The organism is Dactylosporangium sp. NPDC051087 (assembly GCF_055586325.1).
Map to the genome: position 1 here is coordinate 535,462 of NZ_JBVJIJ010000002.1, position 21,044 is coordinate 556,505.

The window sequence follows — 21,044 nt, forward strand, 5'->3', positions numbered from 1 at the left end:
GCCTCAGGTGGGGAGATGTCCCCTCCTGCGCCGCTCACTGTCGGTGATGACGCTGCGTATCCGCAGGTCAGAGGCCTGGTCGGGAGCCAGGAGCCGACCTTCATGTGGGTGCCGCCGTACGAGGACAGCCTCGGCGAGCAGGCCGTCGCGCTGTACGAGGAGGCGACCCGCGCGATCGGCGGCCGGCTAGACCCGTACCAGTGCCTCGCCCTGGAGGTGGCGTTCGCCCTCGACCGGCGCCGGGTCCTGGTGTGCTTCGAGCTGGCGATCATCCTCAGCCGGCAGAACGGCAAGGGCGAGATCTTGATCGCGCTGGAGCTGGCGTGGCTCTTCCTCTTCGGCGAGAAGCTGATCATCCACAGCGCCCACCTGTTCGAGACGAGCCGCGAGCACTTCCTCAAGATGCAGCAGATCATCGAGATGAATCCGGCCTTTGACCTGAGGATTCACAAGATGCGGGAGGGTCGCGGGTCGGAGGAGATCGAGCTGAAGCCGCGCCCGACGGTCGTGGAGGGGCGGGCGCCGCGGAAGCGGGAGGTCGGCGGGGCCCGGCTGAAGTTCATGACCCGCAAGGGCGGCGCCGGCCGCGGGTTCACCGGCGGGAAGCTGGTCCTGGACGAGGCGATGTACCTGGACCAGCTGATGATGGCGGCCGGCCTGCCGACGATGGCGACGCGGCGTGAGGGGCAGGTCGTGTACACGGGGTCGGCGGGGATGAAGCACTCCACGCAGCTGGGCGCCGTGCGCAAGCGCGGCCGTCGGCCGGAGCGGGGGCTGCCGGGGGACCCGGCGTTGGCGCTGCTGGAGTGGTCGGCGGAGCGCGCCGTGTACGACGACAAGACGGGGAAGCGGATCGCCGGTGACGACCCGGCGGACCCGCGGACCCACGCGCGGGTGAACCCGGCGTACGGGGAGCCGCCGCACGGCCGGATCTCGCCGAAGTACGTCCACAACGAGGCAGCGGCGCTCGGCGGGTACGAGTCGGTGGCGTTCGGGACGGAGCGGCTGGGGATCGGGGAGTGGCCGGACGACGAGGAGCGGTGGGAGGTCATCGACAAGACGTCGTGGCTGTCCGTGAAGGACGAGGCCAGCCGGATGCTGCTCGGCGGGCGGGTGTTCGCCGTCGACGCGGACCCGGAGACGGGCGTGTACGCGCTGATGGTGTCGGGGCTGCGGGAGGACGGGCTGGGGCACATCGAGACGTGCTGGCAGCAGAAGGGCGCGGCGTGGATCCCCGGGAAGCTGTTCGACATCGTCGGGTCGGGGAAGGCGATGAAGAAGCCGCCGCTGATCCTGCTGAAGACCGGGGAGGCCGCGCACGTCGGGGACGACCTGGCGAACCGGCCCGGCCGGGACCGGTGGACGGTGCACTTCCCGACGGAAACGGAGTACGTGCAGTCGTGCTCGGCGCTGGTGGAGGAGCTGCGGCAGCGGAAGGTGTGGCACATCGGGCAGAAGTCGCTGACGGACTCCATCGGGGCCGGGTCGAAGACGGAGAACGTCGAGGGCGGCTGGAAGTGGGACCGTGATCAACTAGGGCAGGCGCCGATCGTGGGCGCGACCCTGGCCAGGTGGGGCGTGCGGAAGGGCCTCGGCAAGCTGCCGAAGAGCGCCGTGTACTGAGAGTGAGGACGCAGGGGATGACGACGCTCGAGCAGATGATGGACGCGCCGACGACGGCGCAGCCGGTGGTGCGCCGGCGGGTGCGGGGGCTGCGGATCACCGCGGTGCCGGGCTGGCCGCTGCTGTCGCAGGTCGGCGGGGCGGGGCTGACGCTGGTCGGCGTTCACGCCGCATGGGGGTGGGCCGCTACGCTGATCTTGGCCGGCGTCAGCGCGGTGGCGCTGGGTGCGCTGCGAGAGGGCGGGAAGATCTAGATGGGTCTGGGACGGCTGTTCACGCGCTCGACGGAGTACACCGCGCGCGACACCGTGACCGGGGCCGTCCAGACGTTCACCGTGGTCGACGGCCTGGTCCCGGACTTCACGAACGCGGGCACGTACCGCAACGCGATGACGATCCCGGGCGCGTGGCGGGCGTCGGTGCTGCTGTCGGATCTGCTGGGGCAGGTGCCGTGGAACGCGTACCGGCAGCCGGCCGCCGGCGCGGAGGTGCTGATCACGCCGCGGCCGCCGCTGCTCGAGCAGCCGAACCCGCCGTACACGCGGATGACGACGTTCAGCTCCTGGGGGCTGGACCTGATCTACCACGGCAACGCCCTCGGTGTGATCGCCGCCCGCAACGCGACCGGCTGGCCGACCGCGGTGATCGCGGTGTCGGCGACGAACGTCGGCGTGCGGCGGGTGACGCCGTTCATGGACTCGCCGCTGCCGGTCGGCCAGCTCGAGTACAAGATCGGGTCGATGTCGCTCGGCTCGGACGACGTGATCCACATCATGGGCCCGTGCGAGCCCGGCGCGGTCCGCGGGATGGGTGTCCTCGAGGCGCACCTCAACACGTTCAACCTGGCCCAGGAGCAGGGCAAGCAGGCCCGGTCGATCTCGACGCACGGCGTGCCGACGGGTGTGCTGCAGTCGGACGACCCTGACCTCGAGGAAGACGAAGCGATCAAGCTGAAGGCGTCGTGGCTGCGGGCGCAGGCGACCCGGTCGATCGCGGTGCTGAACGCGTCGACGAAGTTCACGCCGTTGTCGTGGAACCCTGAGGAGCTCGAGCTCGTCGAGGCCCGCAAGTTCACGTTGACGGAGCTGGAGCTGATCTTCGGGCTGCCGGTCGGGTGGCTCGGCGGGCAGACGTCGTCGCGGACGTACAGCAACATCGAGCAGGACGCCGTCAACCTGCTGAAGTTCAGCTTGGGTGGGCATCTGGCCCGATTCGAGCAGACCCTGTCGCTGGCGTTCCCTCGAGGGACGGTGACCCGGGCGAACATGGACTCGGTGTTGCGCGCTGACACGCTGACCCGCTACCAGGCGCACGTGCTGGGCATCTCCGCCGGGTTCCTCACCGACGACGAGGCCCGGGAGCTGGAGCACCGGCAGCCGCTGACCGCCGAGCAGCGCGAGCAGCTGGCCGCGGCGAAGGCCCCGCCGGCGCCGGTCGGCGGGCCGGCGGCGTCGTGACCGACGCCGCGGAGTACGCCGAGCTGCTGGCCCGGGCCGCGCCGTACCTGCGGCCGGTCGGCGGCGGCGCGGACGCCGGGTACGGGCGGGTCGCGGTGGGCGGTGATGCGTGGCTGCGGGAGGCGGCACGGCCGTACCTGCAGGACGGGCTGCCGGAGCTGCCGCTGTCCTACGACGAGCAGGTCGACGCGCTCGTCCAGGCCCTCGACGAGCTCGCGGCCGAGGCGGCCGGGCTCGGGCTGCGCGCGTGGGACCCGGCGAAGCATCCTCGAGGACCGGACGGCCGGTTCATCTCGACGGTCGGGTCGCTGAAGGACGCGATCCGCAAGCACCGCGCCGGTGGCGGGGACGGTGACCCGTTCGACGGGTTCGACCGGGAGCAGCTGCGCCGCGCCGCCCGCCGCCGCGGTATCACCCTGGAGCGGGGCGAGTCGCGGGAGTCGATCGCGGCGAAGCTCCTCGCCGACCTCGACGGTGGCCGTGCCGCCGACCCCGCGCCGGCCCAGCCGAAGCGGACCACGAAGTACCACGAGGACCTCGACGCTGTAGGCAGTCTCGCGGACACGGTCGAGAACAGGCAGATCGCGGACCAGCGCGTCCTGTCCGGCGGGGACATCGCCCAGACCCGGCTCGTGACGTACAGCAACGGGCAGCGGGTCGTGCGGAAGGAAAGCCGGCGGCCGATGGGGCAGCTGTCGCCGACGGCGCAGGCCGACGCCGAGCAGATGGCGTCGCTCGTTGGTCGGGCGCTCGGCCTGAATGCGCCGCGCGTGTACCGCCGAGAGCAGGACCGCGACTCGGTCATCCACATGGAGTACGTCGCCGACGCCGAGGTGCCGAAAATCGGGCACCGGCCCGGCCTCGGGTACACGCATCCTCTGCAGCTCAGCGATGAGGGGCGGGTCGTGGCGCTGCTGGACGAGCTGATCTTGAACGGGGATCGTCACCGCGGGAACTGGCTCATCGTCGACGACCGCATCGTGCCCATCGACCATGGGCTCGCGTTCGACGAGGCGTCCTTCGACCAGATACGTTCCGGCTGGTCGGTGCCGTGGGGGCACTTCAACGAGGCCGACATGGCCGAGGTGACCCAGCGGATGGAAGCTCTCCGCCCGGACTTCGAGCGGATCGGCCGAGGCCAGTGGCACCGGGACATGATGGTCCGCGTTGAGCGGTTCTCGCACCTGGCGCACCCGACCGGTCCGTCGCGGTTGCCACCGGCGATACCATGAGCGGTATGGCGCAGCAGCTCAAGGTGATCGAGCAGGGCACAGGCGATGTCCTGGGCCGGCTCACCCTGGGCGGCGACGGGGCGGTGGCGGCGGAAGAGGGCATCGCCCAGGACGTGTTCACCCAGTACCGGAAGTACTTCGACAGCGACCGCGCGACGTTCGACGCACTGGCGGAAGGCTGGTCGAACGGGTACGTGACGATCCCTGCGCATGCTGAGGCCTGATTCGCTGCGTAGTTGATCTACGATTTGACCGTCACCGCGAGATCAACCCCGGGAGGGCGATCAGCATGGCGGTCAAGAGCACAGGGACCACGTCCACCGAGACGAAGCCACCGGCGGACGCCGCAGTCGTCGACGACCGGCCGGCCAAGGTGGAGAGCGACTGCGTCGTCGACTCCGACTTCCACGTCGGCCGCGCCGTCAACGGCAAGGTCTGCTCCTACCACGCCATGCACTACGACGCGGCAGGGAAGCGGCGGACGTGACCACCGGCGACGCGCAGTTCCGGACCTACCGGCCCGACCTCGAGGTCCGCTCAAACGGCGACGGGCGCACCATCTGCGGCATCGTCGTGCCGTGGACCGCCCCGACCCGGATCAACGACGCCCTGGTCGAGCAGTTCGCGAACGGCGCGTTCGACCACCAGCTTCGGTCCCCGTCCCGGGTCAAGCTGTCCCGGGAGCACTACCTCCTGGGCGGCGAGATCATCGGCGCCGGGTCGCTTATGCGCAACGACGCCGCCGGCCTGTACATGGAGCTGCGCGCGTCGAAGACACCGAAGGGCGACGAGACCCTCGAGCTCGTCCGCGACGGCGCGCTGAGCCACCTGAGCATCATGTTCCGGTCCCGGCAGGACCGGCGTCTCGCCGGCGGCATCACCGAGCGGGTCAAGGCGGACATGTCCGAGGTCGCGGTGGTGATGGAGGGCGCCTACGGCGAGCTCGCCACCGTCGCCGGCGTGCGGTCCGCGGCCGGAGCGGTGCGGTCGCTGTCGGCGGAGGAGGCCGACCTGCGCGCCCAGGCGGAGCAGTACCTGACCGGTGGGCTGCCGGCGCTGCCGGACCACGAGGTCCAGATCCGGGCGCTCCGTTTGGGCCTGCGGGTCTGATACCGTCCAGATCAACTTTTACGGGCTGGACACGGCCACCCCCGCCTCTCGACGCGGCACACCCCGGCGCTGAGTCGCCGACACCGCCGCCTCTCGATGCGGCCACCCCCGTCCCTCGGAGCTCCACGACTATGTCTTGGAGAACGGGATGGCGGAGAACGTCTACCTGCGCTCGCTGCGTGAGCAGTACGAGGCGCTGAAGAAGAGCATCGAGGGCCTGCAGCTGCGTGCTGCGGAGGCCAAGCGTGACCTGACCTCGGAGGAGCTGCGCTCCGTCGTCGAGATGGGCGAGAAGGCGAAGCTGCTGTTCGACCAGATCACGGACCTGTCCGAGGTCGAGCTGCGCAACGCGAAGGTCGCGGCGATGAACTCCCAGGTCGATGCGGCGCTGAGCGGCGGCGCCCAGCCGGACAACGCTGCTGCGACGGCCGCCGGCGAGTCGACCGGCGCTGGTAGCGAGCAATTCCGGACGCTGGGCGGCGCGCAGACCCAGGACCGCGACCCGGGGTTCTACCTCCGGGGCGGGCAGCACTCGTTCATGGGGGATCAGTGGCGGTCCGCCACGATGGGCGACACCGCAGCCGCGGAGCGGCTGATGCGGCACTCCAACGCGCTGCGGGACAACCAGCACCTGCGCGACGTCCTCGGTGCCGGTGCCTCGACCGGCGGTGCAGGTCTGGTTCCCCCGGTCTGGTTGGCGGACCAGTTCGCGCCGATCCTGCACACGAAGCTGCGGCTCGCGAGCCAGCTGAGGCCTGTCCCGTGGGCCGGCCCGTTCGCGTGGACGATTCCGGTCGCGAACACCGGGGCGAAGACGAGCTCGGTCGCCGAGGGTGTCAACACCACCGAGACGGACCCGACGTACGGCCCGCTGACGGTCACCCCGAAGGCGATCATGGGCTACGCCGAGGTCTCCCGGCAGATGCTCGAGGGGTCGAACCCGGCGGTCGACGCGATCATCTGGGCAGACCTCATGGGGGACTTCTACGACAACTGCGAGATCGAGGTCATCGCCGCGGTGACCGCCCAGGCGTCCGTGAACACGGTCACCGTGTCTGCGGGCACGCTGACGACCACGGACATCCTGAACCAGCGGTCCGGGATCCTCGACGGCATCTCGGCGATCAGCGACAACAAGGGCGGCGACGCGGACATCTTCGTCGGCCGGACCTCGCGGTGGACGACGTACCTGAAGTTCCAGGACACCGTCGGCCGACCGATCATCCTGGCGCAGTCGTACGCCCCGCAGAACGCGATCGGCTCCGGCGGCGCCACGCAGGGCTTCCGCAGCCCGATCCAGGGCTCCCTGGAGAACCTGACCGTCGTCACGTCCCCGTCGGTCGCGGCCAGCACGGGCTTCATCCTGAACAGCCAGGAGCACCTGTTCTCGGTCTCCCCGCCGATGCAGTTCACGTTCGAGCAGCCCGCCGGTCCCGCCCTGATCCGGGTCGGCGTGTGGGGATACGAGGCGGTGACCTTCGGCCGCCGCCCGAAGGCTGTTACGAAGATCAGCTACTCCGGCAGCTGACCGCAGACGTCCGGTCCGCGGTGCGAGGTCGGGAGGGTCCTCACGCCGCGGACCGGGCCAGAACCCTCCCAACCCCGAAAGGCACCCACATGAGCAAGCGCACCGAGGAGATCTGGGCTGCCGGCGACGGCATCGTCCAGATCGCCTACCTGCACCCCGAGCACGTCTCGCACTCCTGGCACGACTCGATGCGCCGCACCCACGCCTACGACCGAGCGACCGGCGGCGGGCGGATCGCGGAGAAGCCGCTGAACATCCGCTGCGGCAGCGGCCGGCTCGTCCCCAGCCGCAACTTCGCCACCAAGCTGTTCCTCGACAAGACGCCCCACGAGTGGCTGCTCTTCGTCGACACCGACATGGGCTGGGACGACGACGCCGTGCACCGCCTCCTCGACGCCGCAGACCCTGTGGAGCGGCCGGTCGTTGGCGGGTTGTGCTTCGCGCTGATGGAGGCAGAGTACGACGGCGCCGGCGGGCACCGATTCACGATCGTCCCGACGATGTACAAGCTCGGCGTCACGATCGAGACCGGCAAGCCGAGCTTCTGCTACTACGGCGACTATCTCGAGGACGCCGTGACCCAGGTCGCCGCGACCGGCGCCGCGTTCCTGCTGATCCACCGGTCGGTGCTGGAGAAGCTCCGCGCCGAGATCGGGGACCGCTGGTGGGACCAGTTCTACGACGCCGCCGGCGACATGGTCGGCGAGGACATCGCGTTCTGCGCCCGGCTTGGCCAGGCCAGTGTCCCCGTATTTGTGCATACCGGGGTGAAGACGACGCACCACAAGGAGATCTGGCTTGCCGAGACCGACTACGTGCGGCAGCAGGCGGTCGAAGTGGTTGCGGAGCCGCACCCGGAGCTGCCGCCGTACGTCCACGTCGGCGCGTCGCTGGCCACGCTCGCGGATCCAGAGTGGGGCCGGAGCGGGGTGCTACAGCTGGATACGGACCTGGCCCGGTATCAGGAGATCATCGCCGCCACTAGGCCGCAGGTGATTGTCGAGACGGGCACATGGACCGGGGCGAAGGCGGAATGGTTCGCCAAGCGCGGTCTGCAGGTCATCACCGTCGACGTCAAGAACCCGCCAGCTGGCTTCACCTGCGGTAAGGAGTACCTGCGGCCAGGGGGACGCCAGCCGGAAGACCGGATCGTGCGGTGTGGCAAGTCCGCCGACCACGGGTTCTACGTCCACGAGGAGGTGGGTGGCGGTGCGACTTGGGACTGCCACGTCGCCTACCTACAGGGCGATGCGGCCGATCCGGCCGTCGTAGCGCGTGTGGCCGAGCTGGTCGCCGGGCGTCGGTGCATGGTGTCGCTGGACTCCGACCATTCCGCCGCGCACGTCGCCCGCGAGATCGACCTCTACGGGCCGCTCGTCACCCCGGGCTGTTACCTCGTCGTCGAGGACACGATCTTCGCGCACGCGCCGCAGCTGATCCTCGACATCCACTTCCCGCAGGGCCTCGACGGGACGCCGCTGGACGCGGTCGCGGAGAAGCTGCACGGCAACGACGGCTGGTCCCGGGACATCGCCGTCGAGCGGGCGCACCCGACCAGCCATCACCCCGGCGGTTGGTGGGTCCGTAATGGCTGACCTCGTCGTCATCACCCCGTCGCGCGGGCGGCCGCGGCAGCTCAACGAGCTCGCCCACGCGGTCACCGAGACCACGTCCGGACGCGTCGAGGTAGTCGGGCTCGTCGACGACGACGACCCGAAGCGCGCGCACTACAAGGCGCTCTTCGCCTGCAACATCTGGACCGGACCGCGCCGGTCCCTGGCCGGCTGGACGAACTACGCCGCCGGGATCCTGCTCGACCAGCCGCCCGGCGAGGGCCCGCGCTACCTGGCGTCGCTCGGCGACGACCACCGGCCCCGCACCAAGGACTGGGACCTCCGCCTCATCGACGCGATCGAAGCCATGGACGGGCCCGGCATCGCCTACGGCAACGACCTCCTCCAGGGCGCCGCACTGCCGACCGCGTGGGTCGTCTCCGCCGACCTCGTCCGCGCCGTCGGCTGGATGATGCTCCCCACCTGCGAGCACATGTACGTCGACACCGCGGTCCTCGCCCTCGGCCAGGCCGCCGGCCGGATCGCGTACGTGCCCGGCGTGACGATCGAGCACCTGCACCCGACTGCGGGGAAGGCCGACTGGGACGACTCCTACCGGGAGTCGAACGCGGGCGCCAGGTATGCCGCGGACAAGGCCGCCTACGACGCCTGGCGTCGCGCCGCCCTCGAGGCCGACGCGGCGAAGGTCAAGGCGCTGCAGTACCAAGCGCCCGACGCCAACCGGTTCGAGCTGGTGTTCACCGCCACCGCCGAGGTCGTCCGAGCCGGCCAGCCCCCGCCAGCAGATGGGAACGAGCGATGACCGTAGGCCTGTCCGCCGTCAACACCGCCAACGCGTGGCTGAACACGCTCCGCGGCACGTCCGCGGCGACGTTCACCGGCGTCACGACGCTGTTCGTGCAGCTGCACACCGGCGACCCGGGCGCGTCCGGGACCGCGAACGTGTCGTCCACCACGACCCGCGTCGCGGTGAACTTCGGCGCCGCGTCCGCCGGGTCGCAGTCGGCGGTGGCGACCCTGCCGTCGTGGGCGAGCTGGGCCGGCACGAACGGTGAGGTCGTGACCCACATCAGCGTGTGGGGCGCGTCGACGTCCGGAACGTTCTACTACTCGGTCGCGCTGACCGCGTCGAAGACCGTCAACACCGGCGACACGCTGAACCTCACATCGCTGACCGTCGCGCTCACCCCGATCGCGGCCTGACCCGATGGCCACGAACGACATCCTGCTGCCGCCCGGCGCGGCGGTCCTGCCCGACGGGTCGGCGTCGAACCTGGCGCCGGCCCTGCAGCGGCGCAAGTCGTCCGGGAGCGCCCCCGCCATCTACATGCTCGAGCTGTGGTTCGACGCCGCGACCGAGGAATGGGCGAGCTGGTCGTTCCGGATGCCGGCGAACTACGCGTCCTCGCCGGTGCTGAAGGTCCAGTACAAGATGGCCAGCGCGACCAGCGGCGACGTCATCTGGGCGGGGTCGATCGCGGCGGTGTCCGACGGCGACAGCACCGACGTCGACGCGAAGGTCTTCGCCACCGCGAATACGGCCACCGTCACCGTGCCCGGCACCGCCGGCTACCTCGACGAGGCCAGCATCACCATGACGAACGCCGACAGCGTCGCCGCCGGCGACCTCGTCGTCGTCCGGATCGCCCGGCAGGGCGCCGCCGGCGGCGACACCGCGACCGGCGACGCCGAGTTCATCACGGCGTCCCTGACCTACACCACGACGTAGGAGGGGCTGTGGCCGTCCTGACCACCCAGCAGCGCGACGCGGTCGCCCGTGCGTACATGCGTCTGATCGTTTCCGAGCCGTGCGCGTTCGTGAAGGCCACCCTCCGCACGGCCGTCGACAACGTCGACGACTGGGCCGAGTCCGCCGCGACCGCGGTCCCGGCGACGTCGTTCAACGCCGCGCTGAATGCGACGTTCCGCGCGGCCGCGACCGCTGGCCAGAAGTCCGCCCTCCTGGCCCTGGTGTGCTGGTGGCGCGCCGGGAGGACCCTGCCCGAGGGGCAGTAGCCATGGCCCGCGCCTTCGGGGGAGCCGACTACGCCCAGTTCGGCATCGGCGGGCTCGTCGGGATCGGGTCGTCCGGGCACTCGCTGTGGGCGATCTGCCGCCGCGCCGCGAACGGCGCCTGGCACACGCCGCTGTCGATCGAGACCAGCGGCAACAGCAGCAAGCTCGCACTGCAGATCTCCGACACCAACACCCTGCAGCTCATCATCGGCACCAGCAACAAGGACACCGGCGTCTCCGTCACCACCTCCGACGGATGGGTCCTCATCGGCGTCAGCCGCTCCTCCGGCAGCAGCGTCCCCCGCGGCCACAAGTACGTGTACTCGAGCAACACGTGGACGCACCAGGACGCCGGCGCCGCGACCGGCGGCGACTCCACCGACCTGACCGGCGGCCGCGTCCAGATCGGCGAGTGGCAGAACACCGACCGGTTCAACGGCGACATCCTCGAGGTCGGCGCCGCCAAGCGGGCCCTCGCCGACAGCGAATGGGAGAACCTGCCGTACTCGCTGCTCGCCGCCGTCGGCGTCGCGCCCGACGGCCTGTGGCTCCTCGACCAGGCCGCCACGACCCAGTCGATCGCGGACCTGACGGGCAACGGCTCCAACCAGACCGGCCTCACCGGCACCAGCGTGTCGACGACCTCGGCGCCGGTCTGGTCGTACGGCGCCGGCGCGGTCAACGCCGTCGGCCAGTCGGGTGGCGCTGCCACCGTCGACGTCGCCGCGACCGTCACGGCCACCGCGACCATCACCGCCGCCGCGGTCTCCGACAAGCCGGTCGCGGCCGCGCTCACGGTCACCGCCGCCAGGACCGCGGACGTCGCATCGTCGAAGCCGGTCGCCGCCAGCCTCACCGCGACCGCGACGGTCACCGCCGCCGCGGCGACCACCAAACCCGTCGCCGCCGCGCTCACCGCGGCCGCGGCCATCACGGCGGCCGCCGCCGTGGACAAGCCCGTCGCCGCCGCCCTCACCGTCACGGCGACGCTCACCGCGGCCGCCACCACCGCCAGCGCGCCGCCCGTCGACGTGGCCGCCGCCGCGGCGTTCACCGCGACCATCACCGCCGCCGCGGCCGCAACCCGCCCCGCCGCCGCGGCTCTCAACGTCGCCGCGACCATCACCGCGTCGCTCGTCACCGCCGGCGCCGGCCTGCCCGGCGAGGCGCACGGGCCCGCGACCCGGGCGCCGGGCGCGGTCGTGCACCAGGCAGTCTCGCTGGCCGGAGGCGTCACCGGCTGACGATTCGAAGGCGAGAGCGTCGCTCAGCCTCAGAATCTCAAGATCGAGGGCTGTACGATCGGGCGCAACAACTCCAAGATCGCCCCGCACCTGCCGCCCCGCGCGGCTGGCCACGAAAGCAAGGCAGAGGGCATGGGCAGCTACTGGACCACCACCCTCGAAAACGTCAAGGGTGCGCTCGACATCGCCGAGACCGCGCGCAACAACGCGCAGGTCCGCCGCGTCATCAGCAGCGGCACCCGGTCCGTCGAAGGCCTCCTGAAGAGGCGCTTCCGGCCGTGGACCGGCACCCGGTACATCAGCCCGATCTCGACCCGCCCCGCGTGGCAGCTGCCCCTCGGCCGGTTCGAGCTCATCACCGCCACCGAGGTCATCACCGGCGGCGAGACCCTCGACCCCGCCGACTACGTCCTGCGCCCCTCGGCCGGGAACACCGACCCCGACGGGCCCCCGTACAACCAGCTCGACCTCGTCGACCAGTCCGCGTGGTCGACCGACACGGGCATCACCGGCGTGTGGGGATTCCGCGACGACGAAGAACCCGTCGGGACGCTCAGCAGCCAGCTCGGCGACGGCGCCGACGACATCGCCGCCGTCTCGTGGACGACCGCGCAGATCGGCACCGGCGACGTCCTACGCATCGATGACGAGCGGCTCGTCATCCGCGAACGCACCTGGACCGACAGCGGCCAGGACCTCGGCGCGCCCGGCCTCACCGCCAGCATGGCCGCGACCACCGTCGAGGTCACCACCGGCAGCGCGTACGCCGCCGAAGAGGTCCTCCTCGTCGACGGCGAGAAGATGCGGGTCGTCGACGTCGCCGGGAACACCCTCGTCGTCATCCGCGCCTGGGACGGGTCGGTGCTCGCCGCGCACACCGCCGGCGCCGACATCTACACGCTCACCGGCGTCCAGCTCGACCGCGGGCAGCTCGGCACCACCGCCGCGGTCCACGACGCGGCCGCGGTCATCTACCGGCACGTGCTGCCCGGCCTGGTCGAGGAGCTCACCACCGCGGAGTCGATTTCGCTGCTCGAGCAGGAGCTCGGCGCGTTCGGGCGCAGCATCCGCTCCGGCGAGTCGGCAACGACCGTCGGCGCGGTCGGCCTCGAAGGGCTCCGCGCTGACGCGCGCGCCGCGTACGGCCGCCGGATCACGTGGCTGGGGGTGTGACGTGCCGTTCGCCGAGTTCACCTTCGAACTGTCGGGGCCGCTGTTCGACGGGCGCCTCGAGGCAGCGGTCGCCGCGGCGGTCGAGGACGCGGAGCGCGACATCGCCGACTACGGCGTCATCGTCGTCCGCGAGGAGCTCGGCCACGTCCTGCAGAACCCGACCGGCTACTACGTGTCGCAGATCCAGGTCGACACCGCCCGCCGGGGCCTTGAGGTGTCCGACGGCGGTGTCGTCTACGGGCCGTGGCTGGCCGGGTCGTCGGAGCGGAACAAGTCGACGCGGTTCAAGGGATACCAGCACTGGCGCAGCGCACGGCAGCGGCTGCAGGGCGCCGCGGTCGAGATCGCGGACCGGGACGTCGCCGACGCGATCAGGAGGCTGTGATGCCGCTCGTTGAGGTCCTCGCCCCGGTCACCACCGCGATGGTGGACCACGCCCTCGCCACCGGCCATTTCCAGACCATGAACCAGCACGAGCCGAAGAACGCCCCCGGGCACGGGGTCCGCGGCGCGCTGTGGGTGCAGAGCATGCGGCCGGCCCGCCGGTCGGGGCTGCGGTCGACGTCGATCCGACTCGAGTACAAGGTGCGGATCTACCAGAACATGTTGATGCAGCCGCAGGACGCGATCGACCCGCTCGTCCTCACGGTCGCCGACAGCCTGTTCGCCGCGTACACCGGGGACTTCACCCTCGGCGGGCTCGTCCGGCACATCGACCTCCTCGGCTCCGACGGCAACCCCCTGTCGGCGCAGGCCGGCTACCTGGCCATCGACCAGAAGATGCACCGGGTCATGGACCTGACGGTGCCGCTGATCTTGAACGACGTCTACGAGCAGGAGGCCTAGGCCATGTCGAAGGAATCCGGGCTCGGCGCCGCGTTCTACCTCTGCGGGTACGACATCAGCGGTGACGTCGTCGCCGTCCGGGAGCTGTCCGGCGGGCCGCGGCTCCTGGAGGGCTGCACCGGCATCGACAAGCTCGCGCTCGAGCGGCTCGGCGGTCAGATCACCGGCGCGCAGCGGATCACGACCTGGTTCAACCCGTCCGCGAACATGGGCCACAAGCGGCTGTCGGGGCTACCGACGACGGACGTGCAGGGCCAGTACTGGCACCGGACCGCGCTCGGCCGGCCGGTGCACTGCATGGTCGGCAAGCAGACCAACTACGACGGCAACCGCGGCGAGGACGGGTCGTTCACGCACGACAGCGACATCGAGTCCAACGCGTTCGGCGGCGAGTGGGCGACCGGCCTGACCGCGGGCAAGCGGACCGACGGCAGCGCGACCAACGGCACCGGCGTCGACTTCACCAGCGCCACCTTCACCGGCTCGTCGACGTTCGGCGGCCAGTTCTACCTACAGGTGTTCGCGTTCACCGGCACGAGCGTCACCGTGAAGATCCAGGAGTCCAGCGACAACGGCGCCGGCGACGCGTGGGCCGACGTCACCGGCGGCACGTTCACCCCCGCCACCGGCATCACGTTCGAACGGATCCAGACGTCGCGGACCCAGACCGTCGAGCGGTACTTGCGCGCGGTCACGACCGGGACGTTCTCCAACGCGGTCATCGCCGTCGCCGCCGTCCGCAACGACACCCTGGTGAGCCTGTGATGGCCGCGTTCCCCCACCGGGTCGCGCCGCCGGAGGCGTTCAAGACGTTCGGGATCCGCCGGCCGCTGGCCACGCACTGGCGGCCCGCGACGTGCGTCGAGGTCGACTGCGACGCGCACGCCCGCGGGTTCACGGTGCGGTGCGACCTGCGGACCGTCCTCGGCCTCGACCAGGCCCGCTACATCCGCGACAAGGCCGGCCGGCACTTCACACACCAGTTCGCCGAGGACGGGAAGGTAGTCGTCTTCACCTTCGCGGCGGGCCAGCGGTGCTTCCGGGATCACCGGCTGCCGCTCGACCGGCCAGCGCTGTTCGTCGTCCGGAACGGCGACCACCGCGGCGCCGGCCGCCGCTGCCCGGAGCGTCGCACCTTCGACCGTGCGGACCAGTGGGTCGACACGTTCGCCGAACACCAGGACCGGCTCGCGACAGCAGCGCAACGAGGATAGGAAGGGCGACCCCATGGCGAAGGAATCAGGTCTCGGCTGGACGACGTGCTCGATCGACGACTCCGGCGGGACCCTCCGCGCGATCATCAACGACGTCAACTCGGTGAGCTACAGCACGCCGCGCGGCGTCCAGGAGATCACCGGCCTCGACAAGTCCGGCATCGAGCGGCAGCTGCTCCTCGCCGACTTCCAGGCGACGCTCAACATCGCCGCGTTCAACGACGGCGCGACCACCGGTGCGCACACGGTGCTGAAGACCGTGTCGTCGACGAGCGTCGCGCGGACGTTCAGCCTGGCCGTCAGCGGTCAGACGCTGTCCAACGAGGTCATCGCGTCCGACTACCAGATGCAGCGGTCGAACAGCGGCGAGCTGACGTCCACGGTGCCGCTCGCGCTTGCCGACGGGACCGTCCCGACCTGGAGCTGACCGCCGTCGTCGGCAGCACACCCTCCCCATCCATCCAACGGCAAGGAGACACGACAGTGGGCAAGACGTGGTCGGCAGGCCGGGTCATCGTCGACTTCCCGAAAGGCCACCCCCAGCACGGCCTGGAGGTCGTCATGCGGCGGCGGCGGATCGGTGAGGTACTCGAGGACCTTGCCGTGCCGCCGCCGCCGTCCCGCGACGAGGTCGCCGCGATGTCCCGCGAGGACCAGCAGGCGTACCTCGCCCAGGCCTCCGAACGCACCGTCGCCGAGTTCGTCGACCTCATCGTCGAATGGAACTTCGCGGTGCCGGTCAAGGACGAGACGACCGGCAAGTGGGCCGACCAGTTGCAGCCGGTCAGCGCCGACAGCGTGCTGCTCATGGACGACGACACGTTCAACGCGATCCAGGACGCCTACCGCACAGCGACCACCAGGGTGGCGCCCCCTTTGCCGCAGCCATCCGACGCTGGGGAGCCGTCGGAGGAGGCGTTGATGCTGCCACAGGAGCCGTTGTAGGGCTCCCACCGGAGGCGAAGAACGCGGTCGACGTCCTGGCGTTGTGCGAACGGTTCGCGTGCCTGCCGAGCGCCCTGTTCGACGAGGACGCGGAACTGCTGCGGTACGTGGAGCTCGAAACGCTGGTCCGGGAGGCCCGCGGCGATTTCGACGGGATCGACGAGTGAGGGGGAGGGCGCCGTGGCCGGCGATAACGACGTCAGGATCACCGTCGACGCGGACAACCGCACGACGGCGGCGTTCGGCGCGGCGGCCCGCGGCGCCCGGACCGTCGGTGAGGCCACCGAGAACGCCAACCGGGCGCTCCGCGACGCCGGGAACCGGTCCGAGGCGGCGGCGTTGCGCCTGCAGCTGCTCGCCAACCGGCAGCGGGAGGCCGCCGACCGCGCCCGGTCGCTGGCGACGCAGTTGGAGAACGCCCGGTTCGTCGCCAGCGCGTTCGGTGACACGTCGCAGGCGACCGCCCGCCGGATCGCCGACCTGGACCGGCAGCAGCGGCAGGCCGCACTGTCGTCGCGGATCCTGGAGAACCGGCACCGCAGCGCGACCGAGCAGGTCAACGACCTCGCCCGCGCCTACGCCCGCGCCGAGCGCAACGCGCGAGAGGCCGCGCATGCGCAGGCGTTCTTCGGCGCCGGCGCGCTGCTCGGGCCCGACGGCAGTATCAGCGGGGGCGGCAACCCGAACAACAACAACGGGCCCAGCTGGCTGCGCCGGACCGGGTCGCACATACCCGGTCTCGGCTGGCTGATGAACGGCGCCAACGCCGCGACCGGCGCGGCCGGCGCCGGTGGGTCGCTGACCAGCAACCCCATCGTCGGCACCGGGCTGCTCGCCGGTGGGCTCGGCCTCGCCGCGTTCCTTGCCCCGCTCCTGGGCGGCGCCGTGACCGGCGCGATCGGCAGCATCGGCGGGTTCGCCGGTGCCGGCCTCGGCGTCGCCGGCGCGATCGCCAACGACCCCGACGAGTTCCGGAAGCGGTGGGACGCGGTCATCCAGGACGTGACTGGTCGGTTCGTCTCGGCCTCGGCCAGCTGGATGGAGCCGGTCAAGGCCGGTATCGACGAGGTCGACCGGATGTTCAAGCGCCTCCCGATCGAGCGGATTCTCAGCGACAGCGCCGACTACCTGGACCCGCTGACCAAGGGCCTGACCGGCTTCACCGGCAACTTCGCCAACGGGTTCGCGAGCCTCATCGGCGACGCCGGGCCGATCGTCGACATGCTCGGCACGCGGCTGCCGAAGCTCGGCGCTGACCTCGGCGCGTTCTTCGCGACCCTCGGCAAGGGCGCGGACGGCGGCGCCGCGGCGTTCGACGACCTCCTGGCGGCCGTCGGCGCGCTGACCAAGAGCATCGGCACCACCCTCGTCGGCCTGTCCAAGATGTACGAGGTGATCCACAAGGACGCCGCGGCGATCGGCGTGCTCGCGGGCGCGTCGGCGGACTGGACGGCGTCCCTGCTCGACGGCGTCCCGATCCTCGATGGCATCTCGGAGCGGATCCAGAAGATCAGGTTGGCGCAGACCGCCGACAAAGGCGTGACGCTGATCGGCGAGGACGGCGGCGAGGCCGAGCACTTCCGGCGAATCACGCACGAGGCCGAGGAAGCGGCGAAGGCGGTCCAGGAGTACGTCGACTCGGTCCAGGAGATGCTCGACGTCCGCAGCGCCGACAAGAGCGCTGGCCTAGCGCTCTCGCAGGGCTGGATCGACCTGAACAAGGAACTCAAGGACGGGACGAGAACGCTCGACCTGAACACGCAGGCGGGCATCGACAACCAGTCCGCGCTCCTCGCACAGGTCCAGGCGGCCGAGGCCGCGCGGCAGAAGCAGCTGGAGCTCGGCGTGACGGTCGGCGACGCCAACGCCATGTTCGACGCGAACATCGAGCGGATCAGGCAGATGGCTTACTCGCTCGGCTTCAACAAGGACCAGGTCGACGCCCTGATCCAGTCGCTCGGCGTCCTCAACGTCACCAGCGCCGCGCCGAAGGTCGAGCTGCAGGGCGCCCAGCTGGCGATGTCGCAGGGCATCGCGCTCGGCGCCCTCCTGAACAACATCTCGCACACCTACACGGCCAAGGTCCAGGTCGTCACCGGCCCCGGCATCAGCCTCGGCAACGCCCTGCACCACGCGGCAGGCGGCCCGACGTCCGGGACGTCGGTCGTCAACGACTGGGGCCCCGGCACCGGCGAGCTGATCCGCACCCCGGACGGGTCGATGGTCATCCCCGCCGGTACGAGCCGGCAGATGATGGCGAGCCTCGCCGGGGGCAGCGGCGGTGGCTCGGCGCAGATTGTCTTCGGCTCGGACGGCTCCCGGCTCGGTGACCTGCTGGTCGAGATTGTCCGTACCACGGTGTCCGCGCAGGGCGGCCGCTCCGAACTCCTCGGCATCAAGGCAGGGAAGTAGACATGCATGTCTATACAGCGTGGAACGGTCCGATGCCGACGACGGCAGCCCAGCAGAAGGTCACCACCGGCACCGCGATCAAGACGATGCTGCAGATCGCGTCGCCGAGCACGCGGCAGCTCACGGTGCTGTCGTGGGGCTTCATGCTCGACGGCTCGCCGGCGTCCGGCGGTCTCGTCGAACTGATCGAGACCGACGTCGCGGCCACCGTCACCGCCCACGTTGCCGCCGGCGTCCAGCCGCAGATCCCCGGCCTGCCCGCCTCGCTGGTCACCCTCGGCACCTCGGCGACCGGCTACACGTCCAGCGGCGAGGGCACCACCACCGCCTCCCGCGTCTTCGGCTACGCGCCCGCCGGCGACGCCTGGATCGACCGGCTGTACGTCCGCGAGTTCGTGCCCGGCCGCGAACCGGTCGTCGCCGTGTCGAAGTTCCTGCGCGTCCGGACCACGTTCGGGTCCGCGATCAACATGACATGCTTCGTGACCTGGGCCGAGTAGCCGATGAGCATCGCCCCGTTCGTCGCGGCCCTGGTCCGCAGCGGCCGGCTCGGCGCCGGAGCCGCGCCGGCGAACGGTGGTGCGCTGCCGGTCACGTTCCCGGGCGCGATCCTCCGCATCCGCGTCGAGCTGCTGCTGGGCGGCGTCTGGACCGACATCTCGCGGTACGTGCTGTACCACAACGGCGTCACCATCGACCGCGGCCGGACGTCGAGCCAGCGGAAGGCGAGGATCTCCCGGGCCACGCTGAGTCTGCGCAACGAGACCCGCGCCTTCAGCCCCCGCAACGTAAGCGGCCGCTTCTACGGGCTGCTCCGCCGCAACACACCGATCCGGATCTTCGTCAACCCGGGCTCCGGCGACTCGCTGCGGTTCACCGGCCGGATCCCGACCTGGGCGCCGATGCTGCGAGGCGCATCGAACGACCGCACTGCCAGCATCACGGCGTTCGGCCGCCGCAACCAGCTCGAAATCGGCGACGAGGCCCTCGAATCAGCGCAGTACCGGTACATCACCAGCGCCGGCCCGCTGCAGTACCGGGCGATGGAGGGCGGCGGCGAGAACACGGTGCCCGGCCCACCCGGCAGCGGCAACCTGCCCGACCTGAGCGGCGGCGGGGTCTGGTCGGACTTCCCGCCGGCGGGTCCGGCGAGCAGCTGGCGGGTCGAGGCCGATGCCAGATTCGGACTGGAGAAGGGCGTGGTGACCAGCGGGGCCGTGCTGCGCTGGAACACCGGCGGCACGGTGGGTGAGTGGCGCATCGGCGCAGACCAGACCCAGGCGGTCTTCTCCTACACGGTGCAGGCCACCGGCGTGCAGACCACGACGGGCACGGGCGTCAACGTCTACGACGGGCTGTGGCACCACTACCAGGTTGACGCCCGGCAGAACGGCGGCAACATCGACCTCACGGTGCGGATCGACGGCACCAGTGTGCTCACCATGTCGATCGCGCACACGCTGGGGCAGGTGGGCTTCTGGCTGGTGCAGGACGACTCCCCGGGCGCCGGCGCCGATCGCCTGCCCGCCGTCGGGCACGTCGTGATCTACGGGCCGATCCCGGCGGACCCCGCGGGTAGCAACGCCTACGCGGCCTTCACCGGCTGGTCGGGTGAGACGCCCGCAGCGCGCTTCAGCCGGCTGTGCGCCGAGAACGGCATCCCGTACACCGTCCGCGAGCTCGTCACCGACGGCGAGCTGATGGGCCCGCAAGGCCGCACCACACTGTCGGAGCTGCTGGACGAGTGCGAGGCCACCGCCGAAGGCCTGATCGACGAGACGTTCGACAACCTGCTGCGGTTCTCATCCCGGACCGCGCTGTGGAACCAGCCGGTCGCGCTCGCCCTGGACTACACGGCGCAGCCGAGCCAGATCGAGGGTCCGCTGACCCCGTCGGACGACGACGAGCTCACCCGCAACTGGTGGACGATCAACCGCAACGGCAGCGACGACCCGGCTGCCGTCGCGAAACTGCTCGAGGGCTCGCTCAACGTGAACGACCCGGAGGACGACCCGCTCGGGATCGGGCCGGTCAAGGACGCCGACGGCCTGTCGCTGTACACCGCGGACCAGGCGATCCGGCACGCCACGTACCGGGTCGCCCGCGACACCATCGACCGGCCGCGGTTCCCGCAGGTGAGCATCAACCTGGGCAACGCCCCGTCGCTGATCCCTCGCTGGCTGGCCTGCGACCAGGGGGCCCGGGTCACGGTCGCGAACCCGCCCAGCGACGTCGGCGTCGACGCCCCCGACACCGTCCTGGCCGGGTACACGGAGTCCTTCGACCAGGTCCGCTGGACCGTCGACGCGTTCCTCGACGACGGCCTGATCTACCAGCCAGCGCTCTACGGCTCCCCGCCCGACACCGCCACGGCTGCACGCTACGACTGCGCAGGGTCGACCGTCGCGACCGCCCTGGTCGCCGCGACGGGCGCGGGCACAGTCGACGTGATGATCACCGACACGTGCGCGTGGGCCCACGACACCGGCGACTACGGCATCATGATCAACGCGGAGGAGATGACGGTGACGGCTGTGGGCGCGGTGTCGGGCACCTATCCGGCGTGCACGCAGACGCTGACCGTGGTGCGCGCGGCAAACGGTGTCCAGGCCGACCATGCGGTCGGCGCCGAGATCCACGTCCGTTACCAGGGCCGATACGCCCTGTAGA

25 protein-coding genes are annotated in these 21,044 nt (G+C 70.9%); all 25 read left to right on the plus strand.

Features of this window, described 5'->3' with window-relative positions:
• The first annotated feature begins 102 nt into the window (after positions 1–102).
• The 25 genes from ACZ6TV_RS06045 to ACZ6TV_RS06165 all read left to right on the plus strand — a co-directional run bounded on the left by ACZ6TV_RS06045 (position 103) and on the right by ACZ6TV_RS06165 (position 21,043).
• Positions 103–1,623 carry a hypothetical protein gene (locus ACZ6TV_RS06045; protein ID WP_465295865.1) on the plus strand — a complete coding sequence of 507 codons (1,521 nt, stop codon included), beginning with the start codon at positions 103–105 and terminating at the stop codon, positions 1,621–1,623.
• A gap of 17 nt (positions 1,624–1,640) precedes the next feature.
• A complete protein-coding gene (locus ACZ6TV_RS06050; protein WP_465295867.1) occupies positions 1,641–1,877 on the plus strand; it encodes a hypothetical protein in 237 nt (78 codons plus the stop codon).
• The gene (locus ACZ6TV_RS06055; RefSeq protein ID WP_465295869.1) at positions 1,878–3,080 is read left to right on the plus strand and encodes a phage portal protein; all 1,203 of its coding nucleotides are present in this window, start codon (positions 1,878–1,880) and stop codon (positions 3,078–3,080) included.
• Positions 3,077–4,312 carry a hypothetical protein gene (locus tag ACZ6TV_RS06060; protein ID WP_465295871.1) on the plus strand — a complete coding sequence of 412 codons (1,236 nt, stop codon included), beginning with the start codon at positions 3,077–3,079 and terminating at the stop codon, positions 4,310–4,312. The genes ACZ6TV_RS06055 and ACZ6TV_RS06060 overlap by 4 nt, the downstream gene beginning before the upstream one ends.
• 5 nt (positions 4,313–4,317) lie before the next feature.
• The gene (locus tag ACZ6TV_RS06065) at positions 4,318–4,536 is read left to right on the plus strand and encodes a hypothetical protein (protein ID WP_465295873.1); all 219 of its coding nucleotides are present in this window, start codon (positions 4,318–4,320) and stop codon (positions 4,534–4,536) included.
• Between the two features lie 65 nt (positions 4,537–4,601).
• Positions 4,602–4,799 (plus strand): hypothetical protein, encoded by a 198-nt coding sequence (locus ACZ6TV_RS06070; protein ID WP_465295875.1) that lies wholly within the window; start codon positions 4,602–4,604, stop codon positions 4,797–4,799.
• Positions 4,796–5,422 carry an HK97 family phage prohead protease gene (locus ACZ6TV_RS06075; RefSeq protein ID WP_465295877.1) on the plus strand — a complete coding sequence of 209 codons (627 nt, stop codon included), beginning with the start codon at positions 4,796–4,798 and terminating at the stop codon, positions 5,420–5,422. The genes ACZ6TV_RS06070 and ACZ6TV_RS06075 overlap by 4 nt, the downstream gene beginning before the upstream one ends.
• Positions 5,423–5,570: 148 nt before the next feature.
• Complete coding sequence (locus tag ACZ6TV_RS06080; RefSeq protein WP_465295879.1) at positions 5,571–6,950, plus strand: phage major capsid protein; 1,380 nt, start codon at positions 5,571–5,573, stop codon at positions 6,948–6,950.
• A gap of 89 nt (positions 6,951–7,039) precedes the next feature.
• Complete coding sequence (locus ACZ6TV_RS06085) at positions 7,040–8,545, plus strand: CmcI family methyltransferase (RefSeq protein ID WP_465295881.1); 1,506 nt, start codon at positions 7,040–7,042, stop codon at positions 8,543–8,545.
• Positions 8,538–9,326 carry a glycosyltransferase family 2 protein gene (locus ACZ6TV_RS06090; RefSeq protein WP_465295883.1) on the plus strand — a complete coding sequence of 263 codons (789 nt, stop codon included), beginning with the start codon at positions 8,538–8,540 and terminating at the stop codon, positions 9,324–9,326. Before ACZ6TV_RS06085 ends, ACZ6TV_RS06090 begins: the two co-directional genes overlap by 8 nt.
• The gene (locus ACZ6TV_RS06095; protein ID WP_465295885.1) at positions 9,323–9,727 is read left to right on the plus strand and encodes a phage tail fiber protein; all 405 of its coding nucleotides are present in this window, start codon (positions 9,323–9,325) and stop codon (positions 9,725–9,727) included. Before ACZ6TV_RS06090 ends, ACZ6TV_RS06095 begins: the two co-directional genes overlap by 4 nt.
• A 4-nt stretch (positions 9,728–9,731) precedes the next feature.
• A complete protein-coding gene (locus ACZ6TV_RS06100) occupies positions 9,732–10,253 on the plus strand; it encodes a hypothetical protein (RefSeq protein ID WP_465295887.1) in 522 nt (173 codons plus the stop codon).
• Between the two features lie 8 nt (positions 10,254–10,261).
• Positions 10,262–10,540, plus strand: coding sequence for a hypothetical protein (locus tag ACZ6TV_RS06105; RefSeq protein WP_465295889.1), 279 nt, complete (start codon positions 10,262–10,264; stop codon positions 10,538–10,540).
• A gap of 2 nt (positions 10,541–10,542) precedes the next feature.
• Positions 10,543–11,784, plus strand: a complete 1,242-nt coding sequence (locus ACZ6TV_RS06110) for a hypothetical protein (RefSeq protein WP_465295891.1) — start codon at positions 10,543–10,545, stop codon at positions 11,782–11,784.
• Positions 11,785–11,916: 132 nt separating this feature from the next.
• On the plus strand, positions 11,917–12,957 hold the full coding sequence (locus ACZ6TV_RS06115) for a hypothetical protein (protein WP_465295893.1): 1,041 nt from the start codon (positions 11,917–11,919) through the stop codon (positions 12,955–12,957).
• Between the two features lies 1 nt (position 12,958).
• Complete coding sequence (locus ACZ6TV_RS06120; protein ID WP_465295895.1) at positions 12,959–13,342, plus strand: hypothetical protein; 384 nt, start codon at positions 12,959–12,961, stop codon at positions 13,340–13,342.
• The gene (locus ACZ6TV_RS06125; RefSeq protein ID WP_465295897.1) at positions 13,342–13,803 is read left to right on the plus strand and encodes a hypothetical protein; all 462 of its coding nucleotides are present in this window, start codon (positions 13,342–13,344) and stop codon (positions 13,801–13,803) included. Before ACZ6TV_RS06120 ends, ACZ6TV_RS06125 begins: the two co-directional genes overlap by 1 nt.
• Positions 13,804–13,806: 3 nt before the next feature.
• A complete protein-coding gene (locus ACZ6TV_RS06130) occupies positions 13,807–14,568 on the plus strand; it encodes a hypothetical protein (RefSeq protein WP_465295899.1) in 762 nt (253 codons plus the stop codon).
• Entirely contained in the window at positions 14,568–15,017 is a 450-nt protein-coding gene (locus ACZ6TV_RS06135; RefSeq protein WP_465295901.1) for a hypothetical protein, read from the plus strand. Before ACZ6TV_RS06130 ends, ACZ6TV_RS06135 begins: the two co-directional genes overlap by 1 nt.
• Before the next feature lie 13 nt (positions 15,018–15,030).
• Positions 15,031–15,444: a hypothetical protein gene (locus ACZ6TV_RS06140; protein WP_465295903.1), complete on the plus strand. Its 414-nt coding sequence runs from the start codon at positions 15,031–15,033 to the stop codon at positions 15,442–15,444.
• Positions 15,445–15,500: 56 nt separating this feature from the next.
• Positions 15,501–15,962, plus strand: coding sequence for a hypothetical protein (locus tag ACZ6TV_RS06145; protein ID WP_465295905.1), 462 nt, complete (start codon positions 15,501–15,503; stop codon positions 15,960–15,962).
• 41 nt (positions 15,963–16,003) lie between these two features.
• The gene (locus tag ACZ6TV_RS06150; RefSeq protein WP_465295907.1) at positions 16,004–16,129 is read left to right on the plus strand and encodes a hypothetical protein; all 126 of its coding nucleotides are present in this window, start codon (positions 16,004–16,006) and stop codon (positions 16,127–16,129) included.
• A gap of 13 nt (positions 16,130–16,142) precedes the next feature.
• Positions 16,143–18,374 (plus strand): hypothetical protein, encoded by a 2,232-nt coding sequence (locus tag ACZ6TV_RS06155; RefSeq protein WP_465295909.1) that lies wholly within the window; start codon positions 16,143–16,145, stop codon positions 18,372–18,374.
• Positions 18,375–18,406: 32 nt separating this feature from the next.
• A complete protein-coding gene (locus ACZ6TV_RS06160) occupies positions 18,407–18,874 on the plus strand; it encodes a hypothetical protein (RefSeq protein WP_465295911.1) in 468 nt (155 codons plus the stop codon).
• Positions 18,875–18,877: 3 nt separating this feature from the next.
• Positions 18,878–21,043: a hypothetical protein gene (locus tag ACZ6TV_RS06165; RefSeq protein WP_465295913.1), complete on the plus strand. Its 2,166-nt coding sequence runs from the start codon at positions 18,878–18,880 to the stop codon at positions 21,041–21,043.
• Position 21,044 lies beyond the last annotated feature (1 nt).

Bases quoted from the DNA above. Each gene is read 5' to 3' on its own strand.
- ACZ6TV_RS06045 (WP_465295865.1), top strand. From the start codon at position 103: ATGTGGGTGCCGCCGTACGAGGACAGCCTCGGCGAGCAGGCCGTCGCG.
- ACZ6TV_RS06050 (WP_465295867.1), top strand. From the start codon at position 1,641: ATGACGACGCTCGAGCAGATGATGGACGCGCCGACGACGGCGCAGCCG.
- ACZ6TV_RS06055 (WP_465295869.1), top strand. From the start codon at position 1,878: ATGGGTCTGGGACGGCTGTTCACGCGCTCGACGGAGTACACCGCGCGC.
- ACZ6TV_RS06065 (WP_465295873.1), top strand. From the start codon at position 4,318: ATGGCGCAGCAGCTCAAGGTGATCGAGCAGGGCACAGGCGATGTCCTG.
- ACZ6TV_RS06070 (WP_465295875.1), top strand. From the start codon at position 4,602: ATGGCGGTCAAGAGCACAGGGACCACGTCCACCGAGACGAAGCCACCG.
- ACZ6TV_RS06080 (WP_465295879.1), top strand. From the start codon at position 5,571: ATGGCGGAGAACGTCTACCTGCGCTCGCTGCGTGAGCAGTACGAGGCG.
- ACZ6TV_RS06085 (WP_465295881.1), top strand. From the start codon at position 7,040: ATGAGCAAGCGCACCGAGGAGATCTGGGCTGCCGGCGACGGCATCGTC.
- ACZ6TV_RS06090 (WP_465295883.1), top strand. From the start codon at position 8,538: ATGGCTGACCTCGTCGTCATCACCCCGTCGCGCGGGCGGCCGCGGCAG.
- ACZ6TV_RS06095 (WP_465295885.1), top strand. From the start codon at position 9,323: ATGACCGTAGGCCTGTCCGCCGTCAACACCGCCAACGCGTGGCTGAAC.
- ACZ6TV_RS06100 (WP_465295887.1), top strand. From the start codon at position 9,732: ATGGCCACGAACGACATCCTGCTGCCGCCCGGCGCGGCGGTCCTGCCC.
- ACZ6TV_RS06110 (WP_465295891.1), top strand. From the start codon at position 10,543: ATGGCCCGCGCCTTCGGGGGAGCCGACTACGCCCAGTTCGGCATCGGC.
- ACZ6TV_RS06115 (WP_465295893.1), top strand. From the start codon at position 11,917: ATGGGCAGCTACTGGACCACCACCCTCGAAAACGTCAAGGGTGCGCTC.
- ACZ6TV_RS06125 (WP_465295897.1), top strand. From the start codon at position 13,342: ATGCCGCTCGTTGAGGTCCTCGCCCCGGTCACCACCGCGATGGTGGAC.
- ACZ6TV_RS06130 (WP_465295899.1), top strand. From the start codon at position 13,807: ATGTCGAAGGAATCCGGGCTCGGCGCCGCGTTCTACCTCTGCGGGTAC.
- ACZ6TV_RS06135 (WP_465295901.1), top strand. From the start codon at position 14,568: ATGGCCGCGTTCCCCCACCGGGTCGCGCCGCCGGAGGCGTTCAAGACG.
- ACZ6TV_RS06140 (WP_465295903.1), top strand. From the start codon at position 15,031: ATGGCGAAGGAATCAGGTCTCGGCTGGACGACGTGCTCGATCGACGAC.
- ACZ6TV_RS06160 (WP_465295911.1), top strand. From the start codon at position 18,407: ATGCCGACGACGGCAGCCCAGCAGAAGGTCACCACCGGCACCGCGATC.
- ACZ6TV_RS06165 (WP_465295913.1), top strand. From the start codon at position 18,878: ATGAGCATCGCCCCGTTCGTCGCGGCCCTGGTCCGCAGCGGCCGGCTC.